Annotated in this window: 28 protein-coding genes and 1 pseudogene; 7 read left to right on the top strand and 22 right to left on the bottom strand. The window is 48.5% G+C overall.

All coding sequences use genetic code 11. The features are described from left to right. The first annotated feature begins 36 nt into the window (after nt 1-36). Nucleotides 37-1497, top strand: a complete 1461-nt coding sequence (gene sbcB / locus A10D4_RS01685; RefSeq protein WP_008487329.1) for an exodeoxyribonuclease I — start codon at nt 37-39, stop codon at nt 1495-1497. 80 nt (nt 1498-1577) lie between these two features. Here the strand turns inward: sbcB and A10D4_RS01680 are convergent, their stop codons facing one another. Together A10D4_RS01680 and A10D4_RS01675 are read right to left on the bottom strand one after the other, a co-directional pair. Continuing rightward, nucleotides 1578-3932 carry an efflux RND transporter permease subunit gene (locus A10D4_RS01680; RefSeq protein ID WP_008487328.1) on the bottom strand — a complete coding sequence of 785 codons (2355 nt, stop codon included), beginning with the start codon at nt 3930-3932 and terminating at the stop codon, nt 1578-1580. A 14-nt stretch (nt 3933-3946) separates the two neighbouring features. Further along, the gene (locus A10D4_RS01675) at nt 3947-5131 is read right to left on the bottom strand and encodes a WD40/YVTN/BNR-like repeat-containing protein (RefSeq protein ID WP_008487324.1); all 1185 of its coding nucleotides are present in this window, start codon (nt 5129-5131) and stop codon (nt 3947-3949) included. Nucleotides 5132-5483: 352 nt separating this feature from the next. On the opposite strand from A10D4_RS01675, the gene A10D4_RS01670 reads away from it, so the two are divergent. After that, a complete protein-coding gene (locus A10D4_RS01670) occupies nt 5484-6833 on the top strand; it encodes a DUF1329 domain-containing protein (RefSeq protein WP_008487323.1) in 1350 nt (449 codons plus the stop codon). Nucleotides 6834-6891: 58 nt separating this feature from the next. Here the strand turns inward: A10D4_RS01670 and A10D4_RS01665 are convergent. The 3 genes and pseudogenes from A10D4_RS01665 to A10D4_RS01655 form a co-directional block, all read right to left on the bottom strand. Beyond that, a pseudogene (locus tag A10D4_RS01665) lies at nt 6892-7769 on the bottom strand (NAD(P)-dependent oxidoreductase). Between the two features lie 8 nt (nt 7770-7777). After that, complete coding sequence (locus A10D4_RS01660) at nt 7778-8551, bottom strand: methyltransferase domain-containing protein (protein WP_008487319.1); 774 nt, start codon at nt 8549-8551, stop codon at nt 7778-7780. Then, entirely contained in the window at nt 8548-9300 is a 753-nt protein-coding gene (locus A10D4_RS01655; protein ID WP_008487318.1) for a Nif3-like dinuclear metal center hexameric protein, read from the bottom strand. Before A10D4_RS01655 ends, A10D4_RS01660 begins: the two co-directional genes overlap by 4 nt. A 150-nt stretch (nt 9301-9450) precedes the next feature. Between A10D4_RS01655 and A10D4_RS01650 the strand changes: the two genes are divergently transcribed. Together A10D4_RS01650 and A10D4_RS01645 are read left to right on the top strand one after the other, a co-directional pair. Continuing rightward, complete coding sequence (locus A10D4_RS01650; RefSeq protein WP_008487317.1) at nt 9451-9897, top strand: hypothetical protein; 447 nt, start codon at nt 9451-9453, stop codon at nt 9895-9897. Nucleotides 9898-10045: 148 nt separating this feature from the next. Next, the gene (locus A10D4_RS01645; RefSeq protein ID WP_008487316.1) at nt 10046-10378 is read left to right on the top strand and encodes a hypothetical protein; all 333 of its coding nucleotides are present in this window, start codon (nt 10046-10048) and stop codon (nt 10376-10378) included. A gap of 88 nt (nt 10379-10466) precedes the next feature. Here the strand turns inward: A10D4_RS01645 and A10D4_RS01640 are convergent, their stop codons facing one another. The 11 genes from A10D4_RS01640 to A10D4_RS01590 all read right to left on the bottom strand — a co-directional run bounded on the left by A10D4_RS01640 (nt 10467) and on the right by A10D4_RS01590 (nt 19246). Beyond that, nucleotides 10467-10721 carry a DUF3912 family protein gene (locus tag A10D4_RS01640; RefSeq protein ID WP_008487313.1) on the bottom strand — a complete coding sequence of 85 codons (255 nt, stop codon included), beginning with the start codon at nt 10719-10721 and terminating at the stop codon, nt 10467-10469. A 96-nt stretch (nt 10722-10817) separates the two neighbouring features. Next, entirely contained in the window at nt 10818-11345 is a 528-nt protein-coding gene (locus A10D4_RS01635) for a DUF3833 domain-containing protein (RefSeq protein ID WP_008487312.1), read from the bottom strand. Beyond that, nucleotides 11342-11884 carry a chalcone isomerase family protein gene (locus tag A10D4_RS01630; RefSeq protein WP_008487311.1) on the bottom strand — a complete coding sequence of 181 codons (543 nt, stop codon included), beginning with the start codon at nt 11882-11884 and terminating at the stop codon, nt 11342-11344. The genes A10D4_RS01635 and A10D4_RS01630 overlap by 4 nt, the downstream gene beginning before the upstream one ends. A gap of 2 nt (nt 11885-11886) precedes the next feature. Continuing rightward, on the bottom strand, nt 11887-12393 hold the full coding sequence (locus A10D4_RS01625) for a DUF2878 family protein (RefSeq protein WP_008487310.1): 507 nt from the start codon (nt 12391-12393) through the stop codon (nt 11887-11889). Continuing rightward, nucleotides 12393-13643, bottom strand: a complete 1251-nt coding sequence (locus A10D4_RS01620; protein ID WP_008487309.1) for an SAM-dependent methyltransferase — start codon at nt 13641-13643, stop codon at nt 12393-12395. The genes A10D4_RS01625 and A10D4_RS01620 overlap by 1 nt, the downstream gene beginning before the upstream one ends. 4 nt (nt 13644-13647) lie before the next feature. Next, the gene (locus tag A10D4_RS01615; RefSeq protein WP_008487306.1) at nt 13648-14445 is read right to left on the bottom strand and encodes a DUF1365 domain-containing protein; all 798 of its coding nucleotides are present in this window, start codon (nt 14443-14445) and stop codon (nt 13648-13650) included. After that, nucleotides 14442-15695 (bottom strand): NAD(P)/FAD-dependent oxidoreductase, encoded by a 1254-nt coding sequence (locus A10D4_RS01610; protein ID WP_008487305.1) that lies wholly within the window; start codon nt 15693-15695, stop codon nt 14442-14444. The genes A10D4_RS01615 and A10D4_RS01610 overlap by 4 nt, the downstream gene beginning before the upstream one ends. A 20-nt stretch (nt 15696-15715) precedes the next feature. Continuing rightward, a complete protein-coding gene (locus A10D4_RS01605; protein WP_008487304.1) occupies nt 15716-16432 on the bottom strand; it encodes an SDR family NAD(P)-dependent oxidoreductase in 717 nt (238 codons plus the stop codon). After that, nucleotides 16432-16866, bottom strand: coding sequence for a nuclear transport factor 2 family protein (locus A10D4_RS01600; protein WP_008487303.1), 435 nt, complete (start codon nt 16864-16866; stop codon nt 16432-16434). The genes A10D4_RS01605 and A10D4_RS01600 overlap by 1 nt, the downstream gene beginning before the upstream one ends. Further along, nucleotides 16859-18274: a deoxyribodipyrimidine photo-lyase gene (phrB, locus tag A10D4_RS01595; RefSeq protein WP_008487302.1), complete on the bottom strand. Its 1416-nt coding sequence runs from the start codon at nt 18272-18274 to the stop codon at nt 16859-16861. Before phrB ends, A10D4_RS01600 begins: the two co-directional genes overlap by 8 nt. A gap of 3 nt (nt 18275-18277) precedes the next feature. Beyond that, nucleotides 18278-19246, bottom strand: coding sequence for a YbgA family protein (locus A10D4_RS01590; RefSeq protein WP_008487301.1), 969 nt, complete (start codon nt 19244-19246; stop codon nt 18278-18280). A gap of 171 nt (nt 19247-19417) precedes the next feature. Here A10D4_RS01590 and A10D4_RS01585 point away from each other — a divergent pair, with 171 nt between their 5' ends. From A10D4_RS01585 to A10D4_RS01575, 3 genes are all read left to right on the top strand, one after another. Then, nucleotides 19418-19996: an LON peptidase substrate-binding domain-containing protein gene (locus A10D4_RS01585; protein WP_008487300.1), complete on the top strand. Its 579-nt coding sequence runs from the start codon at nt 19418-19420 to the stop codon at nt 19994-19996. An 82-nt stretch (nt 19997-20078) separates the two neighbouring features. Next, complete coding sequence (locus tag A10D4_RS01580) at nt 20079-20696, top strand: sigma-70 family RNA polymerase sigma factor (RefSeq protein ID WP_008487299.1); 618 nt, start codon at nt 20079-20081, stop codon at nt 20694-20696. Then, nucleotides 20689-21354 (top strand): ChrR family anti-sigma-E factor, encoded by a 666-nt coding sequence (locus A10D4_RS01575; RefSeq protein WP_008487296.1) that lies wholly within the window; start codon nt 20689-20691, stop codon nt 21352-21354. The genes A10D4_RS01580 and A10D4_RS01575 overlap by 8 nt, the downstream gene beginning before the upstream one ends. 93 nt (nt 21355-21447) lie before the next feature. On the opposite strand, the gene A10D4_RS01570 is transcribed toward A10D4_RS01575, so the two are convergent. The 6 genes from A10D4_RS01570 to infC form a co-directional block, all read right to left on the bottom strand. After that, a complete protein-coding gene (locus tag A10D4_RS01570; RefSeq protein ID WP_008487294.1) occupies nt 21448-21747 on the bottom strand; it encodes an integration host factor subunit alpha in 300 nt (99 codons plus the stop codon). 2 nt (nt 21748-21749) lie between these two features. Then, entirely contained in the window at nt 21750-24137 is a 2388-nt protein-coding gene (gene pheT / locus A10D4_RS01565; protein WP_008487293.1) for a phenylalanine--tRNA ligase subunit beta, read from the bottom strand. 15 nt (nt 24138-24152) lie between these two features. Beyond that, nucleotides 24153-25133 (bottom strand): phenylalanine--tRNA ligase subunit alpha, encoded by a 981-nt coding sequence (gene pheS / locus A10D4_RS01560; RefSeq protein ID WP_008487291.1) that lies wholly within the window; start codon nt 25131-25133, stop codon nt 24153-24155. A gap of 141 nt (nt 25134-25274) precedes the next feature. Beyond that, nucleotides 25275-25628 (bottom strand): 50S ribosomal protein L20, encoded by a 354-nt coding sequence (gene rplT / locus A10D4_RS01555; RefSeq protein ID WP_008487290.1) that lies wholly within the window; start codon nt 25626-25628, stop codon nt 25275-25277. Nucleotides 25629-25641: 13 nt separating this feature from the next. Continuing rightward, complete coding sequence (rpmI, locus tag A10D4_RS01550) at nt 25642-25839, bottom strand: 50S ribosomal protein L35 (protein WP_008487289.1); 198 nt, start codon at nt 25837-25839, stop codon at nt 25642-25644. Between the two features lie 75 nt (nt 25840-25914). Next, nucleotides 25915-26472, bottom strand: a complete 558-nt coding sequence (infC, locus tag A10D4_RS01545; RefSeq protein ID WP_192811497.1) for a translation initiation factor IF-3 — start codon at nt 26470-26472, stop codon at nt 25915-25917. Nucleotide 26473 lies beyond the last annotated feature (1 nt).

The raw sequence follows: 26473 nt of genomic DNA, 5'->3' as shown, positions 1-26473 counted from the left end.
GCCGCTCACATTGACGTTCGGCGAGGAAGCCACGCTATGCAACCATCCTCTGCGCAAACTACTGCAGCGACGGCCAGTCTGTACTGGCACGATTACGAAACCTGGGGTGTTAACCCGTTAGTTGACCGTCCGGCACAGTTTGCCGGTTTACGCACCGACCTATCATTGCAGCCAATCGGTAAGCCGATGACCTTGTTTAATCAGCCAACAGCCGACTTTCTTCCGCATCCAGAGGCTGCTTTGATCACCGGCATTACCCCGCAACAAGCACTCAATCAAGGAATGAATGAATGCAGTTTTAGCGGCAAAATTGCCGAACAGTTCACACAACCACAAACCGTCATCGTTGGTTATAACAATATTCGCTTCGACGATGAAGTCACACGTGCCTTGTTTTATCGTAATTTCATCGATCCTTATGCGCACACGTGGCAACAAGGTAACAGCCGCTGGGACTTGATTGATTTGGTCCGCGCCTGCTATGCACTGCGCCCCGACGGCATTCAATGGCCGCGTCACGAGGACGGTCGAGTCAGTATGAAACTGGAAGACTTAACCGCCGCCAACGGCATTGACCACGGTCAGGCTCACGATGCCATGGCCGATGTTTATGCGACCATAGCGATTGCTCGCCTGATCCGTGAACAGCAGCCCAAACTGTGGGATTACGCCTTTAATCTACGTACTAAAAAAGCGGTTCAGCAGCAAATCGACTTGCTGCAACGTAAGCCGCTGGTGCACGTGAGTGGTCATTACGGCGCAGCACAGGGCTATGTCAGCTACTTGATGCCGTTGGCCTATCACCCACAACAAGCCAACGTTTTACTCGGTTGGGATTTGCGTCACGATCCGCGTGCGATTGCGAACTTATCGATCGATCAATTACGCGAACGCTTTTATCTGCCAAAAGCCGAGCGGGAACAACAGCAGTTAGCGAGCGTGGCATTGCACAAAGTGGCGATCAATCGTTGCCCGTTTATTGCTCCTAGCAACGTCCTCAGCGACGAACGCGGCGCCCATTTTGGCTTAGACAAAGCACAATGCTTACAGCATTATCAGCAGCTACAAGCCGATGCCGAGCTACGTGAACGCTTAATCGACGCCTTAAGTGAAAACGACTATCCAGCGCCAGCTGACGATCCTGAGCTGCAGCTATACAGCGGTGATTTTTTTGGCGAACAGGATAAGTCCAATATGCGCTTGATCCGCGAAGCCGATCCCGAGCAATTGGCTGGTATGCAATTTAATTTCGTCGATGCACGCTTGCCTACGCTGTTGTTTCGCTACCGAGCACGCAACTTTCCAGCAACGCTTAGCGAGCAAGAATTGCAACGCTGGCAGCGCTTTTGCCAACAGCGTCTGATGGAGCCACTAGCGGGTGCGCTAAGTATCGAAGAATACGCCCTTAAGCTTGAACATTTGGCCGAACAACATAGCGGTGACGCGAATAAACTGGCGATATTACGCGCACTTTACCAGTACGCACAATCGTTATAACAGCCGTAAAAAAACGCGCTGGTCGGTTAAGACCAGCGCGTTTTTTATACCTAGCCGTCACCGGCCGGTAATACCGCTAATTAGCGTGGTGGTGGATTAATACGACCCGCTGACTTGGGTCCGACACGGAATAAACGCGCTAACGCAGGAATCAATATTAGCGCGCCCAACATATTCCAAATGAACATAAAGGTTAGCAGTATGCCCATATCGGCCTGGAATTTAATTGGCGAGAAAATCCAAGTAGCAACACCAATTGCCAGCGTTAAACCGGTGAAACCAACGGCTTTACCGGTGCTATCCAACGCATATTGGTAGGCATCGGTTAACGAGCCGCCCTGATTAAGCGATTCTTTTACTCGACTGTAAATATAGATGCCGTAATCGACACCAATCCCCACCCCTAACGCAATAACCGGCAAGGTTGCTACCTTCACGCCAATATCCATGACGGCCATCAAGCCCTGGCTCATAACGGTGGTAAATGCTAACGGCAAAATAATACAGGCGACCGTTCGCAAACTACGGAAAGTCAGTAAGCACAGGACAATCACCACCCCGTATACCCAAATCAGCATTTTATATTGTGCGGTTTCGATAACCGAGTTAGTGGCCGCCTCTATACCGGAATTACCTGCCGCCATTAAAAACTCGATACCCTCTTGCTGGTAGTCGGCGGTAAATTGGTTCACCGCGGCAACCACCGTTTTCAGCGTTTCAGCTTTATGGTCATCCAAATAAATAATGATCGGTGCCATTGAGCAGTCGGCGTTAAATAAGCCCGACGGCGCTTTATTAACCGAGGCATTAATAACATACTGATTGCGGTTCACACTAAACCACTTCAGATTGCCCTCGTTTAAACCAAACATACCCATGCGCGATACGTACACAATCGACTTAACGTCTTGTACGCCAGCGGTGTTTTGCATATGCCAGCTAAAACGGTCCATTAATTCCAAGTTATCGTAGGCGATACACTTTTGCGGCTCTGTTTTAGCCATCACCACAAAAATATCGGTACTTGAGCTGTAGTTATCGACAATAAAGGCATTATCAAGGTTATAGCGGCTATCTTGACGTAGCTCTGGCGCGCCGGCATCCAGATCGCCAATTTTCATTTGCTGTCCTTTGACCAGACCCCAGCTCAACATCAACAACGATACCAGTAGTGCACCATAAGCCCATTTCGGTTGCGCGAAACGGCTAAAAAAGCTAACCACAATGTGCTTATTATTTTGCGTGCGTAACTGATACTCAATGGCGTAATCGGTCACCCCGCTATACGACATTAAAATTGGCAATAACATCAGGTTGGTTAGTACCACAACAGCAACGCCAATACTGGCTGCAATAGCCAGTTCTTTAATCACATCAATATCGATAACCATCAACGTGGTGAAGCCAATAGCATCGCTCGCCAAGGCGGTCAAACCGGCAATATAAAGACCGCGGAATGCCATTTTGGCAGCGTCCAGCTTATTATGTCCGGCCACGCGGTTGGCCACCATCGCGTTAATGATTTGCACACCATGCGAGACACCAATCGCGAACACCAAAAACGGTACCAGCATCGAATACGGGTTAATGCCCGAACCAATGAGTTCGATAATACCCAGTTGCCAGATCACGGCGATAATCGAACAGGCTAGAACAATCACCGAACTGCGCCAGCAGCGGCTATAGAGATAAAGCATGCCGAGCGTGATCAAAATCGCCAAAACAAAGAACAGACCGACTTGAATCGCGCCGTCGATCAAGTCGCCAATCACCTTGGCGAAACCGGTAATATGAATTTTAACACTAGCAGAGTTGTACTTATCTCTAACCAGCTTTTCTAAGCGCTGCGAGAAATCTTGATAATCCAGCCGCGCACCGGTTTCAGGGTTAATTTCATCCAACGGCACGTAAATTAACGCCGAGCGAAAATTATTGGCAACCAAATTACCCACTTCACCAGAGCGCAGCACGTTGGTGCGTAATTGCTCTAATGATTGCTTGCTACCATCATAGTTGTCTGGAATAACCGGACCACCGACAAAGCCCTCTTCGGTGACTTCCATCCACCGAACATTGGGCGTCCAAATACTGCGTAAGCCACTACGATTAACGCCGGGAATAAAAAAGATTTCGTCGTTAATTTGCTGCAATGTCTGTTGAAATTCGGCATCAAAAATGGTGCCTTGAGTATTCTCGACGGCGACCCGCACCACGTTGCCTAAGCTGGCTAAATCATCACGATAATCAAAATAATTTTGAATGAACTCATGATGAGTCGGGATCATTTTGGTAAAGCTGGCATCGGGTCGTACTTTGGTCGCGTGATAGCCCAAAAACAGGGTTAATACGGCAAAAATAATGAGCCAAATGGGACGCACGTTAAATAATGCTTTTTCAGCCCAAACCGACGATCCCGTGTGTTGTTCTGTTGACATAGTTAACTCCCTGTTCACTGCTTGTTCTGCACACGGTAATGTTGGATACCATTGCGACCGACCAACACGAAGCCTTCGTCGTTGCTGAGCGCATCGGTCAACACGCTACCACTACTATGCTCAATAACGTCTGGATTACTGCTGTTATCGGCCGTCACTTTACTCATAACACCAGAGTTCCCGACCAGCAAGGTATAACCCGTTGCTAGCGACAAACCACCGGATAGATTGGCGTCGGTGCCAGTCGCTATTTTTAAAAAGCTGTCGCCATTATCGCTGGAGACATAAGCATGGCCGCGCAAGCCATACAGCCACCAACGGCCCTGCTCATCAACATGGGTACCAAAAAATGAACCGTTATAAGGTGAGTTTAAGGTTTGCCAAGTCTGTCCGGCGTCATCGCTACGAAACAGCTGACCGGCTTCGCCAACGATAAATAACGTATCGCCCTGACCGGTCATGGCATTGAGATGGAAGCCACCACTATTTTCTAAACGTCCCGCAATGGATTGCCAGTTACGGCCACCATCAGCGCTATAAAGAAACGTATTATAGGCGCCCACCGCAAAAATTCGCTCGGCATCCATGGCATAAACGTCTAACAAGGGTTTTACCGGACCGGATTCTTGCCGCGCTAAATCGATATTTTCTAAAAGGAACTGCGCGTCTTCGAGCGCAAATTGTAAATCACCCGCGTCGTCCTCTGCCGCTTGCTCAAGCTCGCTTTGCAAATGCGCAATCCGCTGCTTGAGCTCTGCGGCTTCGAGATCAAATAACTGGAAGCCATCCAACTGCCGTTGCCAATGTTGGCCGCCATCGCTGCTGTAGATGATCACGCCGTGATGCCCCACTGCCCATGCTTGCTCAGCCACGCTGGTGACGGCGGTTAACAACACGCTGGTATCCACTTGCGCCTTTTGCCAATCACCACCGACTTCGGTTTGACGTAATACATTGCCCCAGTCGCCGACCGCTAAGCGATAGCCATCAGCCTGCTGCAAATCTAACAAGACGTTGCTACTGGCGAGTGTGGACGCCGGTGAAGCCGCATAAATCACATCGTACTGCTGGCTTTGCGGTGACGTTTCGGACGCTGCATTAGCCGTTAGCGGCGCTTGTTGTAACGCCACGGCCGTGTGCGCGGCACCACCTAAACACATCACCGCAAGAATGTAGCTCACCTTATTCAACTTACGCATGAAACCTCCTGCGTAGAAAATTATCGTCGGATTGTAACCTTAAGCCCACGATATGATAGTCATTTTTATCGCGACTGACCGCTTTTGCCGAGCACTAACAGCGACAACGGCGTGGTGTGTGCCATTAGCAATTTGCGCTTTACGTAAACGGAATCATAAATTGTCCGTCAACATGGTTGCAAAAATCGCGGCGCCGATACATGCTTAGGCAACAGCGAAACAGGTCAGTCCTGTTATGAAGTCCATATACTAGCAAGGATTTCGACAAGATTGTGTAGTTCGCAACAGAATTTATCTTTTCGCTATTTTGGTGTAGCTTTATCAAGAAAGCAGAACAACAAGGATCAATATAATGAATAAACAGATGCTGAAAGCCGGTATTTTTGCGTTATCGGTCGTGTCTGCCAGCGTGATGGCGAAAGTCAGCCCGGACGAGGCGGCACGGTTAGGCCAGGATTTGACTCCTATCGGCGCTGAAAAAGCCGCTAATGCGGATGGCTCGATCCCGGCTTGGAACGGTGGTTATAGTAATACCGAAGTAGCTCAAGAACGAGGCAACGACCCGTTCGCCAGCGATAAAATTCAGTTCACCATCACTCGTGACAACCTTGACCAATATCGCGATAACTTGTCTCCTGGGCAAGTCGCCATGTTCGAGCGTTACCCTGACTATAAAATGAATGTTTATCAGTCTCGTCGTACCGCAACCTATCCTGACGAATTATGGCCAACCATCAAAAGTAATGCCGAAAACACGGCCTTAGTTGCCGGTGGTAACGGTTTAGAAAACTTTGATTTAGCCGTTGCCTTCCCTATCCCAGCAAATGGTTTAGAAGTGGTTTGGAACCATATAACACGTTTCCGTGGTGGTAAAACCGAGCGTTTGGTCAACCAGTTCCCGGTCTTATCTAACGGCGATTATGTGCCGGTTAAGTTGCGTGAAAAATTGGTTTTCCCAGAGTACTTGGTGAGTGGTCGTGAAGCCGCTGATGACAACGTACTGTTCTATTTTCTACAAGAAGTCTTAGCGCCAGCGCGCTTAACCGGTACCGTGTTGCTGGTTCACGAGACCATCAACCAGGTCAAAGAGGGCCGTCGCGCGTGGATCTACAACGCCGGTCAGCGCCGTGTACGTCGGGCCCCCAACGTCGCTTATGATGGTCCGGGTACAGCGGCAGATGGCCTGCGTACATCTGACAACTTAGATATGTATAACGGTGCTCCCGATAAGTACAACTGGGAACTGAAAGGTAAAAAAGAGTTGTACATTCCGTACAATAACTTCAAGTTGATGGATCCGGCGCTGAGCTATGATGAGATCATCAATGAAGGCCATATGAACCCAGACTTCTTGCGTTACGAGAAACACCGCGTCTGGGTTGTTGAAGGCACCTTGAAAGATGGCGAACGTCATATCTACTCGAAACGTACTATGTACATCGACGAAGATACTTGGACAGCTTCGGTTATCGACCACTACGACGGTCGCGGTGAACTATGGCGTGTTGCAGAATCATACAACACCCAATTTTATACACGCGACGTACCTTGGATGGCAGCCGAAGCCTTGTATGACCTGAATTCGGGTCGTTACTTGGTGTTAGGTTTAGCCAACGAAGAAAGCGAGTACATGAACTGGGATATTCAACCAAAACGTGAAGACTTCTCAACCAACGCTTTACGACGTATGGGTATTCGCTAATCGCAGCGCTTTTTGAGCTTTTAAAAAAGGGGCGATAACGCCCCTTTTTTTATGCTGGTTATTGTTTAGTGAAACTCTCTAAACGCGCCAGCAAACTTGAGGTGTCCCAACGCTGTCCCCCCATACGTTGTACCTCACCATAGAACTGATCGACCAAGGCTGTCAGCGGCAAACTCACTCCCTGACGATTGGCTTCTTGTAAGGCAATGGCCAGATCTTTACGCATCCAATCGACCGCAAAGCCGTGCTCATAATCGCCCTGCCACATGGTTTTATAGCGATTTTGCATTTGCCAAGAGCCTGCCGCCCCCTGACTGATGGCTGCTACCAATTTATCCGCGTCTAAACCGACTTGCTTTGCCAAATGCAGCCCCTCTGATAGGCCTTGCAATACGCCAGCGATACAAATTTGATTAACCATTTTAGCCAGTTGTCCGGCACCGGCCTCGCCCATCAACTGCTGAGTTTTGCAATAACTAGCAAAAACCGGCTGGCAACGTTCAAATGCCTGTTGTTGACCGCCGGCCATGGTGGTTAACATGCCGTTCTCGGCACCGGCCTGACCACCTGACACGGGCGCATCGATAAAGTCGATATCACGTTCCCGGCAAGCCTCGGCTAACTCGCGCGCCAATTCGGCGGAAGCGGTGGTGTGGTCGACCAGAATACTACCCGCTTGCATACCCGCGAGTACCCCCTGTTCGCCGTAAACCACGCTGCGTACGTCATCATCGTTACCGACACAAAGTAGCACCAAGCAGCCGGTGTCGCAGCATGAGCACCGCCGTATTGTTGCTGCCACTGTTCGGCTTTGGCAACGGTGCGATTATAAACGCAAACTTGTCCACCCTGCTGTTTAAGCTGATTGTGCAAGTGCCCAGCCATGGGGTATCCCATGACGCCTAATCCTATGAATGCACAGCGTTGCTGAGTCATGCTTACTCCTATTGTTGATGTTGTATGAGCCAGTGTTGATAACGCCCTAACGGCTGAAAAGTTGGATGCTGACAATAGCGTAACTCCAATGCCAGCAATTCATCAAAGCGTTGTTGATCGGTCTTATCACGTAAATAATCATGAAAACAACGGACACCGGTACGCTGTATTACTTGCAACTGTTGTGCCGCCAGCCAGCTGTCGACAGCAGTTGGATCAATCGGGTTTTGCGGACTCAAGCGCACAGTTTTTTTAACCGTTAAATCGTCGCTGACATAAGCAAAATTGCCGTAAACCATGTTCGCAAAAAGCTTTGCATCGCGATTATAAAACATTAACGATAATTGCCCGTCGGCGGCCAGTAACTGTCTGAGTACCGCAATCGCTTGGGCCGGTTGTACCAACCACTCTAGCACTGCATGGCATAACACCACATCAAATTGCTGCTGCAGTAAGTCAGGCAAATCATAGAGACTCGCCTGCCAGTATTGATACGCATCAGCCACACCCAACTGTTGGTGATGCTGCTTGGCGGCCGCGATCATGTCGGCGGCAATATCGGTGTGTATCACCGTGTGGCCGTGCTGCGCAAAATAACTATTAAACTGGCCCTGACCGGCACCAATATCCAGCACCCGCAACGGCTGCGGCGATTCAATTAATCCGGCCAACTGCTGCTGCAGTACCGCCATTCGCAAACGCCCTTTGCTGGTGGCGTATATGTTACGAGCGAACTTAGCGCTAATGCCGCTAAAGCTGCCATCTTGCTGACGTCGACTCATGCAGGATTATCAATATCAATAAATTGCACATTAACACCAAAGCGTTGGGCGAGATGTTCACCCAAGGCTTTGGCACCGTAGCGCTCAGTAGCATGGTGACCTGCGGCAAAAAAATGTAGGCCTTGTTCACGGGCGCTATGAATGGTTTGCTCTGACACTTCACCGGTAATAAAGGCATCGACACCGAGCGCTGCGGCTTGGTCGATATAGCCTTGACCACCGCCACTACACCAGGCGAGTTTGGTGATCGGCGTTGGCTGGGTCACTTGGCAAGTCAGCGGCCGTTGTAATCGCTCGGCTAACTGTGCTGCTAATTGTTCGCCGCTAGTTGCTTGGCAGTGACCCAATAATAGCGCGCAAGCGGGATCATTCGGTTCAGCGCTAGCGTCGACTTGCCACCCCATCAATTGCGCCAACTGTGCATTGTTACCAAATTGCGGATGGACGTCTAACGGCAAATGATAAGCGAGTAAATTGATATCGTGTTTGAGTAACTGCGCGATACGTCGCTTTTTCATGCCAACAATAGCCGGCGCTTCACCACGCCAGAAATAGCCATGGTGTACCAACAGCGTGTCGGCTTGTTGTTCTATGGCTGTATCAATCAGCGCTTGGCTGGCGGTAACGCCGGTGACAATTCGGTTTATCTCGGCCCGCCCTTCTACTTGTAAACCGTTCGGGCAATAATCTTTAATTCGGTCTACCATTAATAAATCGCTTAAATAAGCCGTCAGCGTTTGCCGTTCCATAAATGACCTTTTGTCGTGCTATTTAACGATACGAAACCGAGATTTTACTCGAAATTAGACAAGATTCCGAAAAAACGGTATAAAATGAATGTTCTTTGAACAATAAGACGAAAATAACACCAGAAACGTTAATAAAATAGGACCCGATGCATGAGCAAACTGGATAAAGACAAGGTACTGGCAGCATATAAGGACGCGTACCAGAAGGCTCACGGCAAAGCTCCGTCAATAGACAGCAATAATGGTTGGTACAGTGTCGATGGCGGCAAAAATGTGCGGTTAGCCGACCTCGCTGAAGAAACTAAGCAATTAGCGAAAGGCGGTTCTAGCGACAAAGCTGGCACTGAAAAATCAGCGGCGGCGAAAAAAGACAGTAAAGCCGCGGCGAACAAGAACAGCGGCGACAAAAAAGCGGCTTCAAGTAAGTCGTCTTCGGCCAAATCGTCGTCTAAGTCGTCTTCTACAAAATCTTCATCGACCAAGAGTTCGAGCAAAAAGTCATCGTCAAACTCAGGCGGGATGACGGCAAAAGAATTGTGGAAACAAAAGCTAGAGTCTGACGCCCGTCAAAATCGTCTACCACGCGGTAAGTTTTAACCGTCACAGTCATTTATTTTGCTGACATACCGCACCATAAAAAGCGCCATTAGGCGCTTTTTTAGTAGACATTGATCGGCTTATTGACAGCCTGCGTAGCCTATATCTAGACTGAACAACATAACCAACCATCAGCAAGGAACGCCAGATGCCCGTATTAAAACACCTACTATTGTTGCCATTACCCTTAGCGATAGCGGCCTGCTCGCCGCCGCCAGATGCTATCCCTGATTTGGGTGGGCAATGCGATAACGCTCAACACTATGATATTAACTTTACTCGCTTTGATGAAACCGCACAGCAGATCGCGCATGGTACCGGTTGCTTTATCGAAGCTGATTTGAGTGAGTTGGGGGCAATTAAACCCAATCCGGTAAAAGGCAAGTTGCGGGTACGAGAAGCGGTACGTATGGCGATAAAAGATACGCCATTAAAAATCATTGATGAAAAACCCGATCGTATTAAAGTTGGCAAACGTTAATCGCCCAACAGCATGAGCAACAGCTAGCGAGCAGTGTTATGCGCCATGACGGTATCGCTAGCTTTAATTCTGGTTAGCTACCGGAGGGTTAAATGACATTCGGAGATTTGCCGATGACACGGTCGATAGGAATGCGCATTTTTCGGTGACGATAAACTAAAAACTCACCACGCTCGAAAGTAATATGCTGGTCACCAAAATCGCCATGGGTCACGGTAAAATGATCGTCATCCACTTGTTTTCGCACCATACCCAGCTTGCCCTGATGCGGGCCACGCTTAATAAATACGGTTTGCCCTAAAATGCGTGGGCTGTTGTACACAAAAGTGGGTCCGACTGCCATGATGACCTTATGCTCTACTGAGGGTTTTAACTGATATCGGCGCGACTGAATAAAACTTGAGTCGCCAAGGCTTGGCGACTCATTATCAAACACGTCTTAACGGCGGCCAATATACAGCGTTATTTCGCCTACCGGCAAGCCATATTTATACATTTTACTTCGATTAATCAGGTTATTTTCATCGACCAAATACATCCAGTCATCAATACCTAGCACCATCGGCTCACCATCAACTTCAACCTCTAAATCGTAGGTCCAATGAAACGCGTTACCGGCAACTTGGCCGCTTGCCACCCCTTCCACATCGCCGGCTCGACCCTCGTAGCTATCTGGGCCGGTTTTACGCAGCTTCCAAACACGTTCCTGTTGACGTCCATCGGCATAATAAAATTGTTCCGCTAATTCACCTTGGTCGCCATCCCAACTGCCTTGCAACTCTACCCGAAAGCGTTGAATCACCTTACCGCTATAATCCTGGACGGTACCGTATGCAATTAAATCGCCTTGGAAAAACTGCTCAAGTTTTAATTGTGGTTGCTCACTACGGTAGTCACTGATATCTGCCGAGCAAGCGCTTAGCAGTAACACTGCCACTAACACCAATGCTTGATAACCAAGTTTCATGGTTGTGCTCCTATTAATTGTTGGCGTTCTTCCTTAAAACGACTCTTTTCAGATAGCCAAATTGCTAAAAAGTCGTCGGTAAAACGCTGACTATCGATTTCGCCCAAGCGCTTTTCGGCGTTGTAAAATATCGCCTCGCCCTGCTCACCTTCGACCAATACTAAACAGTCGCCCTCGTTGACATCAGGCCAAATCGAGGTGAGTTGTTTAAGCCATTGCTGAGCCTGCTGATCGATCGCAATACCTTGCTTTTGCCATTCTTCTTCGGTGGTCTCGATCAGATCCGCCGCTTTGATATCGCGCAGATAAACCAATTGTAAGGCGCGACGGCCGCCGTCGGGATAGTTACCCTCAGCGGTATACAATGTGGCGTCATAAACATCCCATAACCAAACACTGAGACGCGTTTCCCCCACTTTTTTTAACTCACTCAACGGTTCAATCTGGCAACTCTGTGCTTGCGCATTGGATTGCCAAGCGCTGACCAGCAGTATCGCTAACGCCGATAAGTAGCCTGTTTTTCTATTTGCTAAGGACATGTTCACCTCGATAACATTGTGCTTGTTGCGAAGCGTTTCAGCGCTGCACTGAGCAACACCATATAGAGGGCATAGGCAACCGCATAAGCGAGATAAAGCAGCACTAAATTGGTACTACTAGCAGCACCTAATTTGACCCCAACGATATAACTAATAGGCGCAAACAACGCGCCTAACAAAGCGGCGATAACGGGCTTATGCGCTAACCATGCAAACGCCACCGGGGCCATCGCCGCAAAACCAAGCCACAACAGCAATAACCAACTGGGTAACCAGCCCCCGTTAAACTCGATAAAGCCTAATTGACTGACGCTAAGTTCCAACACGATGCCGGCGACAAATAAGCTGCCGCTTAAGCGCCAACTCAGTTGCTTCCGCCAACCACACAGGAGCCACTGCAACAGCACCAGAGCGGCGCTTACCAAAAGCCAATCTTGGCGGCCAGCGACGGCGCTAAACCAAATTAAATCAAACAATAGAAAACTGGCTAACGCCGCCACATAGGACATTACAGTGGACCTCGGGCCGCTGGCTTGGTGGCCAGTAATTGCAGCGCAGAAACGGTGCGCTCACTAAAACCACCCTCGCAGTAACTCAAATAATAGTGCCATAGACGTTTAAAACGTTCGTCATAGCCGTATTCAGCCAGTTCAGGTAGGTGTTGATCAAAGTTTTTGCGCCAATCACGCAAGGTCTGAGCGTAGTCCAAACCAATGTCTTGCACCTGCCGCACTACCATATCGGTATGCTCGGTGAACAATTTCAACATCAATTGCAACGACGGCAAAAAGCCGCCTGGAAATATGTGACGCTGAATAAAATCGACTGAGCGGGCGTAACTGTTCATTCGTTGATCAGCAATGGTGATGGCTTGTAATGCCATTTTGCCGTTATCTTTTAACAGACGATTGCACTGTTTAAAAAAGCTCGGTAAATAACGCTTACCCACCGCTTCAATCATTTCCACCGACACCAACTTGTCGTATTGTCCTTGCAAATCGCGATAATCTTCTTTTAATAGCGTAATTTGCTGAGTTAGGCCGTGCGCAGCCACTTGTTCTTGCGCGTAACGGTATTGTTCCGCAGAAATAGTCGTGGTGGTTACCCGGCAACCATAGCGCTGTGCAGCAAATACCGCCAGCCCACCCCAGCCGGTCCCGATTTCTAATAAGTGATCGTCGGCAGTTAACTTAAGCGAGTCACAAAGCGCGGTTAATTTAGCCGCTTGCGCATCAGCTAACGACATCGCCGACGTTTTATAAATGGCGCTACTGTATTGCATGCGGGGGTCAAGAAAACGACGGTATAACTCGTTCCCCAAATCGTAGTGCGCAGCAATATTTTGTTTCGCTTGCTGTTTGTGATTACGACGTCGCCAATGTGATAAACGCTGCATGGGATAACTTAACCATCCCAAGCGTCCTTCAAGCTTATCCAAGGCCGGTAAGTTGCGTGCGAAAATACGGATGACGCTGGTCAAATCTGGCGTCTGCCAATAATTATCAACGTAAGTTTCACCAGCAGCGATGCTGCCACCGACTAATAAGCGACGATAAAAACGCCCATCCAACACCGTCACATGGGCCTTAATATCACTATTAGGGTCGCCAAAATGCCACTGTTCACCATTTTGCTCTTGTAGATGTAACTGCCCCTGTTTTAAATAGGAAAGCAGCTTTAGCGCCACACGGCGACTCTGTTTGTCTACCCACGATAGCTGGTCAACGCTATTGTTGGTGACTGACTCTGTGCTTGGCATCCTTTTATCCTTTACCTTTGTTGTTGTCTGGATGTCCGTAAAACGGTACGCGTTTAAAAAATAGTTTGAGCGCCTGCCAATAAATGCCTAATACAATGCGTAACGTCATTACTGGATATTGTCTTAATACGCGAGCAATGCCTTTAGCGTTTACTGGGCTTGCTGACATATCTACACTGGCATTAAAGTGCTTATCGCCATGACGAAACGCATCTATTTGCATACGCAAATGCTCTGCTGGCGCTGAAATACGCCATTGATAATGCATATCCATCGGATTAAAGGGCGATACATGAAAGGCTTTATCATGAGTGATGCGGCGATAAACCGCACTAGCGGACGCGGCTTTATCGTCTTTGCTGGCTTCTAATTGAAGCACATAATAGTGGCGCTGCAACCAAGGCGTATTGCTCACCTCCGCCAACATATGACTATAGCGACCTTGTTGGTCGGCCAAAAAATAACAATTAAGCGGACTAAAATAGAGCCCTAAGGTGCGCAGATTAACCAGCGCAAATACGCGTCCTTGCAACGGCTGCCCACTTAGTGCTGACATTTTTGCCAACACCGCTGCGCTTAATTGCTCGGCATTTTCGGCTCGCGCATCCGGTAAATAATCAGCGTAACGGAACTGCAGCAAATTAAAGCGATTTAACGAAAACCAGCGACTCTTAGTCGCGACTTGAGGCAACTCATCCAGTGCCAGCCACCACTGCATAAAACGGTAACGAAAGCTATGTGCCTTAGGTGACCAGCGTCGATGGCTGACGGATCCCGTATAAATGCGGCTGGCTAAACTCATAATTGTTCACCAAAGCGCTTGGCAACATCGATAGCGCTACGTACGCCGTCTTCATGAAAGCCGTTATACCAATAGGCGCCACAAAAGTGGGTATGTTGCTGACCACAAATCTGCTCACGCTGACCTCGAGCCGCCAGTGACTCAATCGAGTAAACCGGGTGATGATAGACAAACTCAGCTAAAATTTTGTCAGCGGCGATCATTGCGCTGTTGTTCAGCGTCACACACAAGGTTTCTGGGGCATCAATACCCTGTAGAATATTCATATTATAGGTGACTGAACTGGGCCGTTGGCTATCGCCATGTAATAGATAATTCCAACTCGCCCAAGCGCGTCGCTGTTGCGGTAACAAGCTAGCGTCGGTATGCAGCACCACTTGATTAGCTTGATAAGGAATAGCGCCGAGAATTTGCCGTTCGCTGGCGCTGGCATAACGGAGTAACGCTAACGCCTGGTCGCTATGGCACGCCAGTATGACTTCATCAAACTGTTGTTGGCGATTGTCCGCAAAAGTCAGTAGCGCCCCCTGCTGATTACGTTCAATCGCACGAATATCGCTATTTACGTGAATGTTGTCGCTAAATCCGGCGGTTAAGGCCGGCAAATAACTGCGCGAACCACCAACGATGGTATGCCACTGTGGTCTGTCGGCGACATTGAGCAAACCATGATGGTCAAAAAAGCGCAGAAAAAAGCCCAGTGGAAAGTCTTTAGCTTCGGCCAAACTAGCCGACCAAATCGCCGCTATCATGGGTAATAAATACCGATCCGCAACGTCATCGTCGATATCATGTTGCGCTAAAAAATCACCTAAGCGGCGATTATCGGTATCCTCGCCTGCGGCTAACGCCGCTTTTGCCGCTTTGTTAAATCGCAAAATGCCGCTCAACAAACGATAAAAGCTAGCTTTAAATAAATTCTTTCGCTGCGCGAACAAGGTGTTTAAATTATGACCGTTATATTCCAGACCCGATACCGGGTCGGTCACGCTAAAACTCATTTCAGTGTCGCGCCACGCCACCTTAAGTTGCGATAGTAACTTTTTAAAGTTGGGATAAGTGCGGTCATTAAAAACAATAAACCCGGTATCAACCGCGTAGTCTTGGCCTGCAATATTGATGTCAACGGTGGCGGTATGACCGCCAATTTTTTCACTTTTTTCGAACACCGAAACCTGGTGTCGACGAGCGAGTAAATGGGCACAAACTAACCCAGAAATACCGCTACCAATTACCGCTATTTGCTTCACTAACAATTATCCTTACAGGGTCAGGCCAAACGTTTTGATATCGCTACCTGCCAACTGGCTGGCAAGCGCGCGATGAACTTCAGAAATAACGCAAAAAAGGTAGGAAAAGCGATATCCGTTTTGTTCTTTTCGATACCACGACGAATCGCTTTAGAGGCTTTATCAACACTCACGCGCATCGGCATTTCAAAATCATTCGCATCGGTCATCGGCGTTTCAACAAAGCCAGGCGATACCGATTGCACGCGTATACCACGTGCTTTCAAATCAACTTCAAGGCTACGTGCAATATAATCAATCGCAGCCTTGGATGAACCATAAACTTGCGCTCGAGTAAACGGCACCAGTCGCGCACTACTACCCACCAATACCAAGCGACTTCCGGCTTTTAAATTGGGCAGTATCGCTTCGACACAATGCATCATGCCAAATACGTTGACCCGATAGACTCGTTCAAACATATCGCTATCAAAGCGCTCGACATCTAAATACTCGCAAACACCAGCACATAAGATGACGCAGTCAACATCGGTCAGTGTTGCCAGTTGTTGTATGGTTTGCGCTTTATCGGTTACGTCAAAACACAAACTAGCAATCTGCTGCTCAAAGCGTTGCTGAAGCTGTTGTAACGCTTCTTGGTTACGGCCACAGGCCACCACATGGTGTCCTGCAGCAGCGTAATCTAAGGCCAATTGCTTACCGATACCGGAGGTGGCACCAGTGATCACGATGTTCATTAGTCGTTCACCAATCGTTGTTTAATTTTATCGATGACATAGCCCACCAGCGGCACATGTTCATACAACATAGCACCCACATCATAAAAGTCTTGATGAGTACGAATTTTGCCATCTGCAAAGGTTAAGTATGTGACGCCGGGCAAGACGATTTCTGCACCGCTAGCCAATTTGGGATGGCTATAACGCATTTGCCAGGCAAAAAAAGCTTTTTCATCGGTGACCAGTTCATCATCAAAAGCAAAGTGACAATACTCGACATTTTCCATCAAATTTTTAAAATAATCGTGCAGTTGATCACGGCCAACAATTTGATGAATCGGATCAGAAAACGTGACGTCTTCATGGTACAAGTTTGCTAACTCATCCAGCTTGTCGCTCTCTAATTCGTCGTAAAAGTCTTTAAACTCGTCGATCAGTGCCTGTTTAGCCATTTTTCACCCGTTTAAAGCTGTTGATGAATGTCTCTCGAGCCGCGGCGTGATCAACCATCGGCGCTGGATAATCGTCACGCCCGTGCTTTTCTAACCAGCCGCGTGGCTGATGGATATGTGCCGTCGGCACCGTCTCGAGTTCTTTCACCCAGTTACGAATGTAAACACCGTCGGGATCAAATTTTTCGCTTTGTTTGAAGGGGTTAAAGACACGGAAATACGGTACGGCATCGGTTCCCACCGATGCACTCCACTGCCAACCACCGTTATTCGCTGGAAAGCTACCATCAATTAGCTGTTGCATAAAAAAACGTTCACCCAGACGCCAATCAAGCATTAAGTCTTTTACCAAAAAATTAGCCACAATCATGCGCACTCGGTTATGCATCCAGCCTTCCTGTAGCAATTGCCGGATACCCGCATCGACAATGGGTACGCCGGTACGTCCCTCGCACCAACGACGAAAATCTTCGTCGCTTTGTCGCCATTGCATATCGTCGGCGTAACGAATAAAGCTCTGGCCTTTACTCAGGCGCGGCTCATGCTGCATCAGGTGTTGATAAAACTCGCGCCACGCCAATTCGGTTAACCAGGTATCGGCGCCGACTTTTAAGCCCTCGGGAAACTGCGGAGAGTGTTCTAACAAACGCCTTGCCGCCGTACGTGGCGACAGTAACCCCAACTCCCAATAGGGCGATAAACGTGACGTATTGTCGCGCGCAGGATAGTCTCGGTCGCGCTTATAATCATCGATTAACTCGTTGATATAGCGAGTCAGGCGTTGTTTCGCCGATTTCTCACTCACCGGCCACGCGCTACTATCGCGCCGTGGATAAGGGCAGTCCGGTAGCGCTACCGGCGACAGCGCTTTACGCTGCGGCAAGCTGACGGGTTGCCAGTCAGCATGGCTGGCTAAATGCTTACGCCAAGCCCGATTGAAAGGGGTAAATTTTTGATAATAACTGCCCTGTTGCGTGCGCACCGCCTGCGGCGGGACTAACAGCGCCCCATGCCAGCCCTGACAGACCACCTGGTGCTGCTGTAGCCATGCTTGGACCGCACGGTCACGATTGGCCTCATGCACAGGATACTCGTGATTGTAGGCAAGGTAATTAATCTCATGCTGCTGACAGAAGCGTGCCAATACCCCCGGCACTTCGCTAAAGCGCTGTGCATTGATAACCTGTAATTGAATGCCTTGCTGCGCCAACTCTTCATTAAAAGCTTGTAAATGACGCCATAAAAAATCCGCTTTTATCGGCGCCCAATCATGCACATGCCAAGTCGCCGGGGTGGCAACAAAAATACCAAACACCGCTTCATCAGCGTTTGCGCGCTGCAGAGCATCAGCTACAGCCGGGTTATCGGTGATACGTAAATCTTGTTTAAACCAGATTGCTGTTGCCATGATTTAGAGTCCGTAGCGTAGTTTCAGCGACTTTGGATAAGGCTGTAAATAGCGCTGTTGCTGCAAATAATCCTTGGGATATAAGCGTTGAAAATGTTGCAGCAGAGTTAGCGGCGCCAATAACGGCTCGATACCTTGATGATAATCCAGAATCAACTGGCTCAATTCTTGTTTTTCATCAGCGCTAAGATCGTGCTTAAAGTAACCTTGGATGTGTTGTAATACATTCGTTTGATTGCGTCGACTCGCCGGTTGGCTTAGCGCAGCCATAGTCGCTTCAATATAGCGTTGGCAAAACTCAGCATCGGTGCTTTGTTGTTCTGCGAGCAAGCGCCCAAGCTGACGATAAGCCTGTTGATCGTGCGCCAGTAACAACAGTTTCAAGCGTTGGTGAAAAGCAAGTAAATCAGCCTTGTTTAAGTCGTGACTTACGGACCCTGCTAACAACTGCTGCCATTCGGCGTACACGAATACCCGCATGATAAAATTTTCACGTAATAAGGGATCGTTTAAACGGCCGTTCTCTTCGGTCGGTAGAGCGGGAAATCGTTGCTTAATACGCGCAGCAAAAATACCGATACCGGCTTTTTTGGCGTGACCGGTTTCGCTGTCATAAAGCTTGACACGCTCCATGCCACAGCTAGGCGATTTTGCACAAAAGATGTAGCCGCTGAGGTCGCCACTGACGGCACCAACTCGTTCCGCGAAGCTCTGCAGCGCGTCGGTGACATCGATACCCGTTTTATTGATCACCGCACGCGTACCGCGCGACGATTGTTGTAATTGAATAGTGTCTCTAGGCGTTGATAGGCCAATGCCAACTTCGGGGCAATATTTAACAAATTCGACATGGCGACTAAGTTCATCGGTACAAAAACCGAAGCGCTTATGTCCACCGTCATACCTTACCTCATCGCCGAGTAAGCAAGCACTGATTCCAACTTTGATCATAGGATTGTCTGATAAACTCATGAAAACAAACTCCTTTAGCATTACGTTGTAGTGGCGCAAAGAGTTTTTAAGAATTTGTGATTTTTTTTAGATCCAAAACAATCCGCGCTAACGTAATTTACTGCTAATCAAGACTCAGCAAGGTTTTCGCTTTTACTCACTCGTTTATGTAATAGGTGTTATAGGCAAATTATGGCAGTTATCGAGCGCCTTTCATTACTTCCCCTTACCGCACACTTGCTTCCCGGAGGGCGGCTGAAGCTGCGTATTTTTGAGCAACGCTATATGCGCATGGTCAAAGACGCAATGCGAGATGATGCGAGTATCGGCATTTGTATGCTTAATCAGCAAGGTAATAAGTCAGATAATTCACATATTTGGCCGCTGGGTACATTGGCTAAAATCGTTGACTTCGAACCCCTACCCGACGGTTTGCTAGGTATCACCGTTGCTGGCCAACAGCGTTTTCGCCTCAAAACCATCGACACCGAAAAAGACCAACTGCGAGTTGGACAAGCAACGTTGCTGGAAAACTGGCCTGACCAAGCGTTGACTCGTGAAGACGAGCTATTACGCGAACGGTTGGAAGAGATTTACCAAACCTACCCTGAACTCTGCGAACTGTATTCTCAGCGTTACACCGATAACGCTAACTGGCTTTGTCAACGTTGGCTGGAGTTGCTACCTTTAGAGGGTGCGACTAAGCAGCAATTGTTAGCCGCTGAGTCGCTGGATGAGGTGTTGGATTACCTCCGGCAGTTAATTCAGTAAAAAAGGTTTTTTTTGTGATCCAAAAATAAATCTTCTGCCGTATTCAAATTTAACTTGTGCTAACAGTGAGCAGGTCTAAACTATGCAAAGTGTGTCTAATCACGCCTCGCAACGGAAAGTTATGAAAGGTGCTCAATCAGATAGCGCGGAACGGGCAGCGCAATTGCTGGCCAATATCGCCGAAACTAAAAGCCGGGAAGCTTTTAGTGAGCTATTTAGCCATTTTGCACCGAAATTGCAGGCATATGGAACTCGCCAATTCGGTAACGAACAAACCGCAATGGACTTGGTTCAGGAAACCATGACCAACGTCTGGCATAAAGCCCATTTATTTAAGCCAGACCGAGGTTCTCCCTCTACTTGGATTTTTACCATTGCACGGAACATCCGCTTTGACTTATTGCGCAAAAATAAGCATCGTAAAGATGAAATTAGTGCCGATGAGTTATGGCCGATTTTAGCCGAAACTAATGATGACCCCGACGATTATTCGTTAGACAGTAGTATCCTCATGCAGGAAATTTCGGCTTATTATGCACGTCTGCCCGATGCGCAGCGTGAGGTTGTCGAGAAGATCTATATCGAAGGCAAATCTCAGCAAGAAGTATCAGATTCGCTTGGTATACCTCTAGGGACTGTTAAGTCTCGTACTCGTCTGGCATTAAAGAAATTGAAAGAGTTAATTATTGAGAATGATTAAGGCACATCCCTCTGACGCTATGCTTTATCAATACGCCGCTGGCGATTTGAGCCCTGCTCTATCGCTGGTTATGGCGACTCATATTGATATGTGTAAGCACTGCCAACAAAAGGTATCTGAGTTAGAAGAGCGTTTATGTGAGAAGCATCTGGTGAATGAATCACCCGCACTTGCTAATCATGATTGTCAACGCATGCTGGATGCTATCTTCGCCTCAGAAGCACCTGAACAGATCATTTGCGACCAGGGACCGGCAATGATCACGCTAGAAGGTAAACGCTTCCATTTACCAGCAACCTTGGCTAACAACGCTGATCGTATTGGCGATTGGAGTCATATGGTTGGTAAGTTATGGCGTGCGCCCCTGAGTATCGGTAGCGACGACAGCATTAACCTCATTTATATGGAGCAAGGTGCGCAAGTACCTGAGCATACGCATCGTGGGGTTGAAGCGACGTTGGTACTCAATGGTACCTTTAACGACGAGTTTGACTCTTATCACGATGGCGATTTCATCTTGTTAGATGCAAGTCGTAAGCACTCTCCGCAAACCCAGATGGAAGACTGTCTGACGTTGGCGGCATTAGATGCGCCCTTGCATTTTACCTCGGGGATAAGCCGTCTATTAAATCCGTTTAGTAGCCTTTTCTTTCGCTAAGACTAAAACGCCGCTAAATAACTAAAAAGCCGACATATCACCATGTCGGCTTTTTTATTAAACAAGATAAGCTAGCAGGATAAAAACCAAGCATTAAGGCTGCTCGGGTTCTGCTTCTTCAACACGACTTTTCAACTTTTGACCAGCACGAAATGTGACCACAGTACGCGCCGAAATTGGGATGTCTTCACCTGTTTTTGGATTACGTCCAGGACGTTCGCCTTTGGTTCGTAATTCAAAATTACCAAACCCCGAAATCTTAACCGCTTGCCCAGCGCTTAGCGACTCTCGGATTTCATCAAAAAAATCTTCAACTAACTGCTTTGCATCACGTTTTGGCAGACCTAACTTATCGAATAAGTGTTCCGCCATTTCGGCTTTGGTTAGTGCCATAATCAATCCCTTAAAGTTGCCTGAAACTCGCTTTCAAGCTTTTTGACAACGGTGTTCATGGCTTCGTTCACCTCATGTTCGTCAAGCGAACGTTCAGGGTGTTGGAAGGTTAAAGATAGCGCCAGACTCTGTTGCCCGTCGGCAACACCTTGGCCCCGATAAACGTCAAACAAGTTTAGGCCAACTAACTGATTAACGCCAATATTTTCTATTGCCGCTAAGACCTCACCAGCAGCCACCGAGGTGCTAACGACGAGCGCGATATCGCGTCGCATAGAGGGCTGTTTAGAAATTGTCTGCGCCTCAGGTAGTGGTCGATGTAGTAATGCCGCTTGTTCAATTTCGAACACGAACGTACGTCCATTCAAACCTAACGGCTTTTCGAATTGAGGGTGAATCGCCCCGACGTAGCCCACTAACCGCCCAGCTTTATAAATCGCCGCACATTGTCCGGGATGCAGGGCCGGATGTTGATCGGCAACAAAGCGAAACTGTGCAGCATCCGCGGTCTGTGCAATCAAGGCTTCAACGTCACCTTTAACATCATAAAAATCAACCGCACGATCGCCGTCGCTCCAGTGTTCACCGAACATCTTACCGGCACGCAGACCAGCCAGCATCGGCTGTTGTTGCACGCCACAATCTGCATTGTCATCGGCAATAAAGCGCAGGCCACTCTCAAATAACGCAATTTGTTGTTGCTGACGCTTCTGGTTATAACTGGCAGCACCGATCAAACCTGGCCACAGACTAACCCGCATCGACGACATATCAACCGATATTGGATTGGGTAAACTCAAAGCGGCTGTTTCGTTGAACAACAACGCCTGATGTTTAGGGTCAACAAAACTATAAGTGATAGCCTCTTGATAGCCACGATGTACCAAATTATCGGTTAATGCCGTCAACGGCAATTGGCTTTCGCGACGCTCGGTCATACGCAATTGAGCGGCAGGCGCTTCGGCAGCAATGCGGTTATAGCCATAGATACGCGCGACTTCTTCGATTAAATCTTCTTCAATCGCAATATCAAAGCGCCATGCCGGCGCTTGGCAAGTCCACTCAGCCCCCGCATACTGCGGTTGCAAGCCCAGACGCGTCAGAATATCGCTAACGACGTTGGTGTCGATAGTCACACCCAGGACTTGAGCTAGACGGCTTTCACGTAATTTGACCTGCTCGCGGGTTGGCAGATATTGTTCAGCCTCGGCAGCCACGATAGGACCAGTCTGACCGCCGCAAATCGACAATAGCAAGGCGCTTGCACGTTCCATCGCTTGATACTGCAACTGCGGATCGACACCACGCTCATAGCGATGTGAAGCGTCGGTATGCAAACCAAAGCGACGCGCCTTACCTAAAATCGCCGTCGGTGAAAAGAACGCACTTTCGAGTAAAATGTCTTGCGTTTGCGCACTGACACCACTGTCTTCACCACCAAAAATACCCGCCATCGCCAATGCTTTTTGCTGGTCAGCAATCACCAGTACATCATCATCCAACTCGACAGTATTGCCATCCAACAAGGTCAGTGTTTCAGCCGGTTTGGCGAAACGCACTTGAATACCACCCTCGATCTTAGCTAAATCAAAGCCATGCAACGGATGACCTAACTCCAATAATACATAGTTGGTAACATCAACAACCGGATCGATACTGCGAATGCCGCTGCGACGTAACCGTTCGGTCAACCAAACTGGACTTTGCTGGGTTAAATCAACGCCTTTAATAACCCGCGCTAAATACCTTGGACAAGCCTGCGGCGCTTGTAGGTCGACAGTGACTTGTTGCTGATGACTGACTTCTACCGGCGATAAATCGGGTTTCTGTAAGGGCTGTTGAGTCAATACCGACATCTCCCGCGCTAAACCGCGGATGCTTAAACAATCACCCCGGTTAGCGGTTAAATCGATATCGATAATTTGGTCATCAAGTTGCAGGTACTGACGATAATCTTGACCGATGGGTGCCGATTCAGGCAGTTCGCTAATACCCTCGTGATCATCGCTGAGTCCCAGTTCAGAAGCGGAACACAGCATGCCATGTGAGGGCTGACCGCGTAACTTGGTCTTTTTAATTTTAAAATTGCCCGGTAATACCGCACCAACTGTGGCCACGGCAACCTTAAGACCTTGTCGGCAATTAGGCGCACCACAAACAATATCAAGCAATTCGCCTGAGCCCACATCAACCTGAGTCACTTGTAGTTTATCAGCATCAGGATGCGGGCCACAGCTAACCACATGGCCAACTACGACACCGGAAAATGCCTCGGCAACCGGTAGCACGTCATCCACTTCTAAACCGGCCATACTAAACTGGTCGGCCAACGCTTGGCTGTCTAAATCAGGGTTAACCCACTCGCGTAACCAGGATTCGCTAAATTTCATTGCTCTACCGCCGCCTTAGTTAAATTGCTTCAAAAAACGCAAATCATTCTCGAAGAATGCGCGTAAGTCGTTTACGCCGTAGCGCAACATGGTCAATCGTTCGACGCCCATACCAAAGGCAAAACCGGTGTATATTTCGGGGTCGATACCAACCGCTTTAAGTACATTGGGGTGAACCATACCGCAGCCCAAAATTTCTAACCACTGGCCGTCTTTACGACGCACATCCACTTCCGCTGACGGTTCAGTAAAGGGGAAGTATGAGGGTCGAAAACGCACTTCTAATGACTCTTCAAAAAAGTGCGTCAAAAAGTCCTGCAAAATACCTTTTAGCTGAGTAAAGGTCACGCCCTTATCCACCATCAAGCCTTCTACTTGATGAAACATCGGCGTATGGGTTTGGTCGTAATCGTTACGATACACACGCCCCGGGGAAATGATGCGTAGCGGTGGCTGTTCAGCTTCCATGGTGCGAATTTGCACGCCGGAGGTTTGCGTTCGCAGCATCGTGGTTGGGGTAAAATAAAAGGTATCATGGTCAGCCCGAGCAGGATGATGAGCCGGAATATTCAAGGCATCGAAATTATGAAAGTCATCTTCAACTTCGGGGCCCTGTTTAACGCTAAAGCCTAAATCACCAAAAAACGCTTCGATACGACGAATGGTTTGCTGTACGGGATGTACCCCACCCACTTGCTGACGGCGACCAGGCAAACTTACATCAATACGTTCGGCGGCTAGCTTCTCGGCCAATTGTGCTTGTTTCAGTTGCTCATTGCGCTGATTTAAGCGTTGCTGCACTTGCTGCTTAGCTTCGTTGATGCGCTGTCCCGCCAGTGGTCGCTCTTCGGCGCTGAGTTTCCCCAAGCTTTTTAGCTGTTCGGTCAGCAACCCTTTTTTACCCAAATACTCTACCCGTACTTGGTCTAATGCCGCAGGGCTATCGGCGGCCTCGATGGCGGCGCTGGCCTGCTCGACAATCTCAACTAACTGCATGACGTTCCTCGGTTTGACGTGTCGTCTTGGTATTCATTTAAGAAAGGCGTAATGATACCCAAAAAGCCATAAAAAAGGGAGCCTTACGGCTCCCTTCTAAGACAATCAGCATGAATTCCTGCTGTCACGGGCTAAGGCAACTTATAAAGCGCCTTTGGCTTTTTCAACCAACGCAGCAAAGCCGCCTTGATCATGAACCGCGATATCAGCCAGAATTTTACGATCGATCTCTACAGATGCTTTCTTCAGACCGTTGATAAAACGGCTGTAAGACAAACCGTTTTGACGCGCAGCAGCGTTGATACGTACGATCCACAGTTGGCGGAACTGACGTTTCTTAGCGCGGCGGTCACGGTAAGCATATTGACCCGCTTTAGTAACAGCTTGCACTGCAACGCGATAAACGCGACTGCGAGCACCATAATAACCTTTCGCCTGCTTCAGGACTTTCTTGTGACGCGCGCGCGCGATCACACCACGTTTTACTCGTGCCATTTGCTATCTCTCCTTACGCGTACGGTAACATACGGTTGACTAATGCAACATCGGCTTCGTGTACCATTGATTTGGCACGTAGCTGACGCTTACGCTTAGGCGTCTTCTTAGTCAGAATGTGACGTAAGTGAGACTGCTTGCACTTAAAACCACCTGATGCAGTCTTTTTAAAGCGCTTAGAAGCACCTTTGTTTGATTTCATTTTCGGCATGAAAACTACTCCACTCCGCATTGTTTTAGACAAGTGTGACAGGGCGAGCCGCAAGCGACTACTTGTTAGCCACAATCACTTCTTAATGGGCGCCAGCACCATAATCATCTGACGACCTTCGGCACGTTTTGGGAACGACTCGACCTGTGCAATTTCGTCTAACTCGTCTTTAATACGGGTTAATAACTCAATGCCCAGTTCTTGGTGCGCCATTTCCCGGCCACGGAAACGGACGGTGACTTTGGTTTTGTCACCTCCCTCAAGAAAGCGACGCAGGTTGCGCAGTTTTACCTGGTAGTCGCCTTCATCAGTACCAGGTCGGAATTTAACTTCCTTGACCTGAATCTGTTTCTGCTTTTTCTTCTGCTCTTTGAGGTCTTTACTCTTCTCGTAGAGGAATTTACCGTAATCCATCAAACGACAGACCGGCGGCTCAGCATTCGGGCTAACCTCAACTAAGTCAACACCCGCTTCTTCTGCTGCGCTAAGCGCCTCTTCCAAAGTGACAATACCGAGTTGTTCGGAATCAGTGCCAATGAGTCGCACCTCTTTGACGCGAATTTCTTCGTTAATACGACTTTTATCACCAGCTTTCTGAGTTCTTTTTCCGCCTTTAATGGTCAATTCCTCCAAC

The organism is Idiomarina xiamenensis 10-D-4, from assembly GCF_000299895.1.
Classification (GTDB): Bacteria; Pseudomonadota; Gammaproteobacteria; order Enterobacterales; family Alteromonadaceae; genus Idiomarina; species Idiomarina xiamenensis.
Note: the sequence above shows the minus strand (reverse complement) of the source record. Positions and strands in the feature narration are given on the sequence as shown.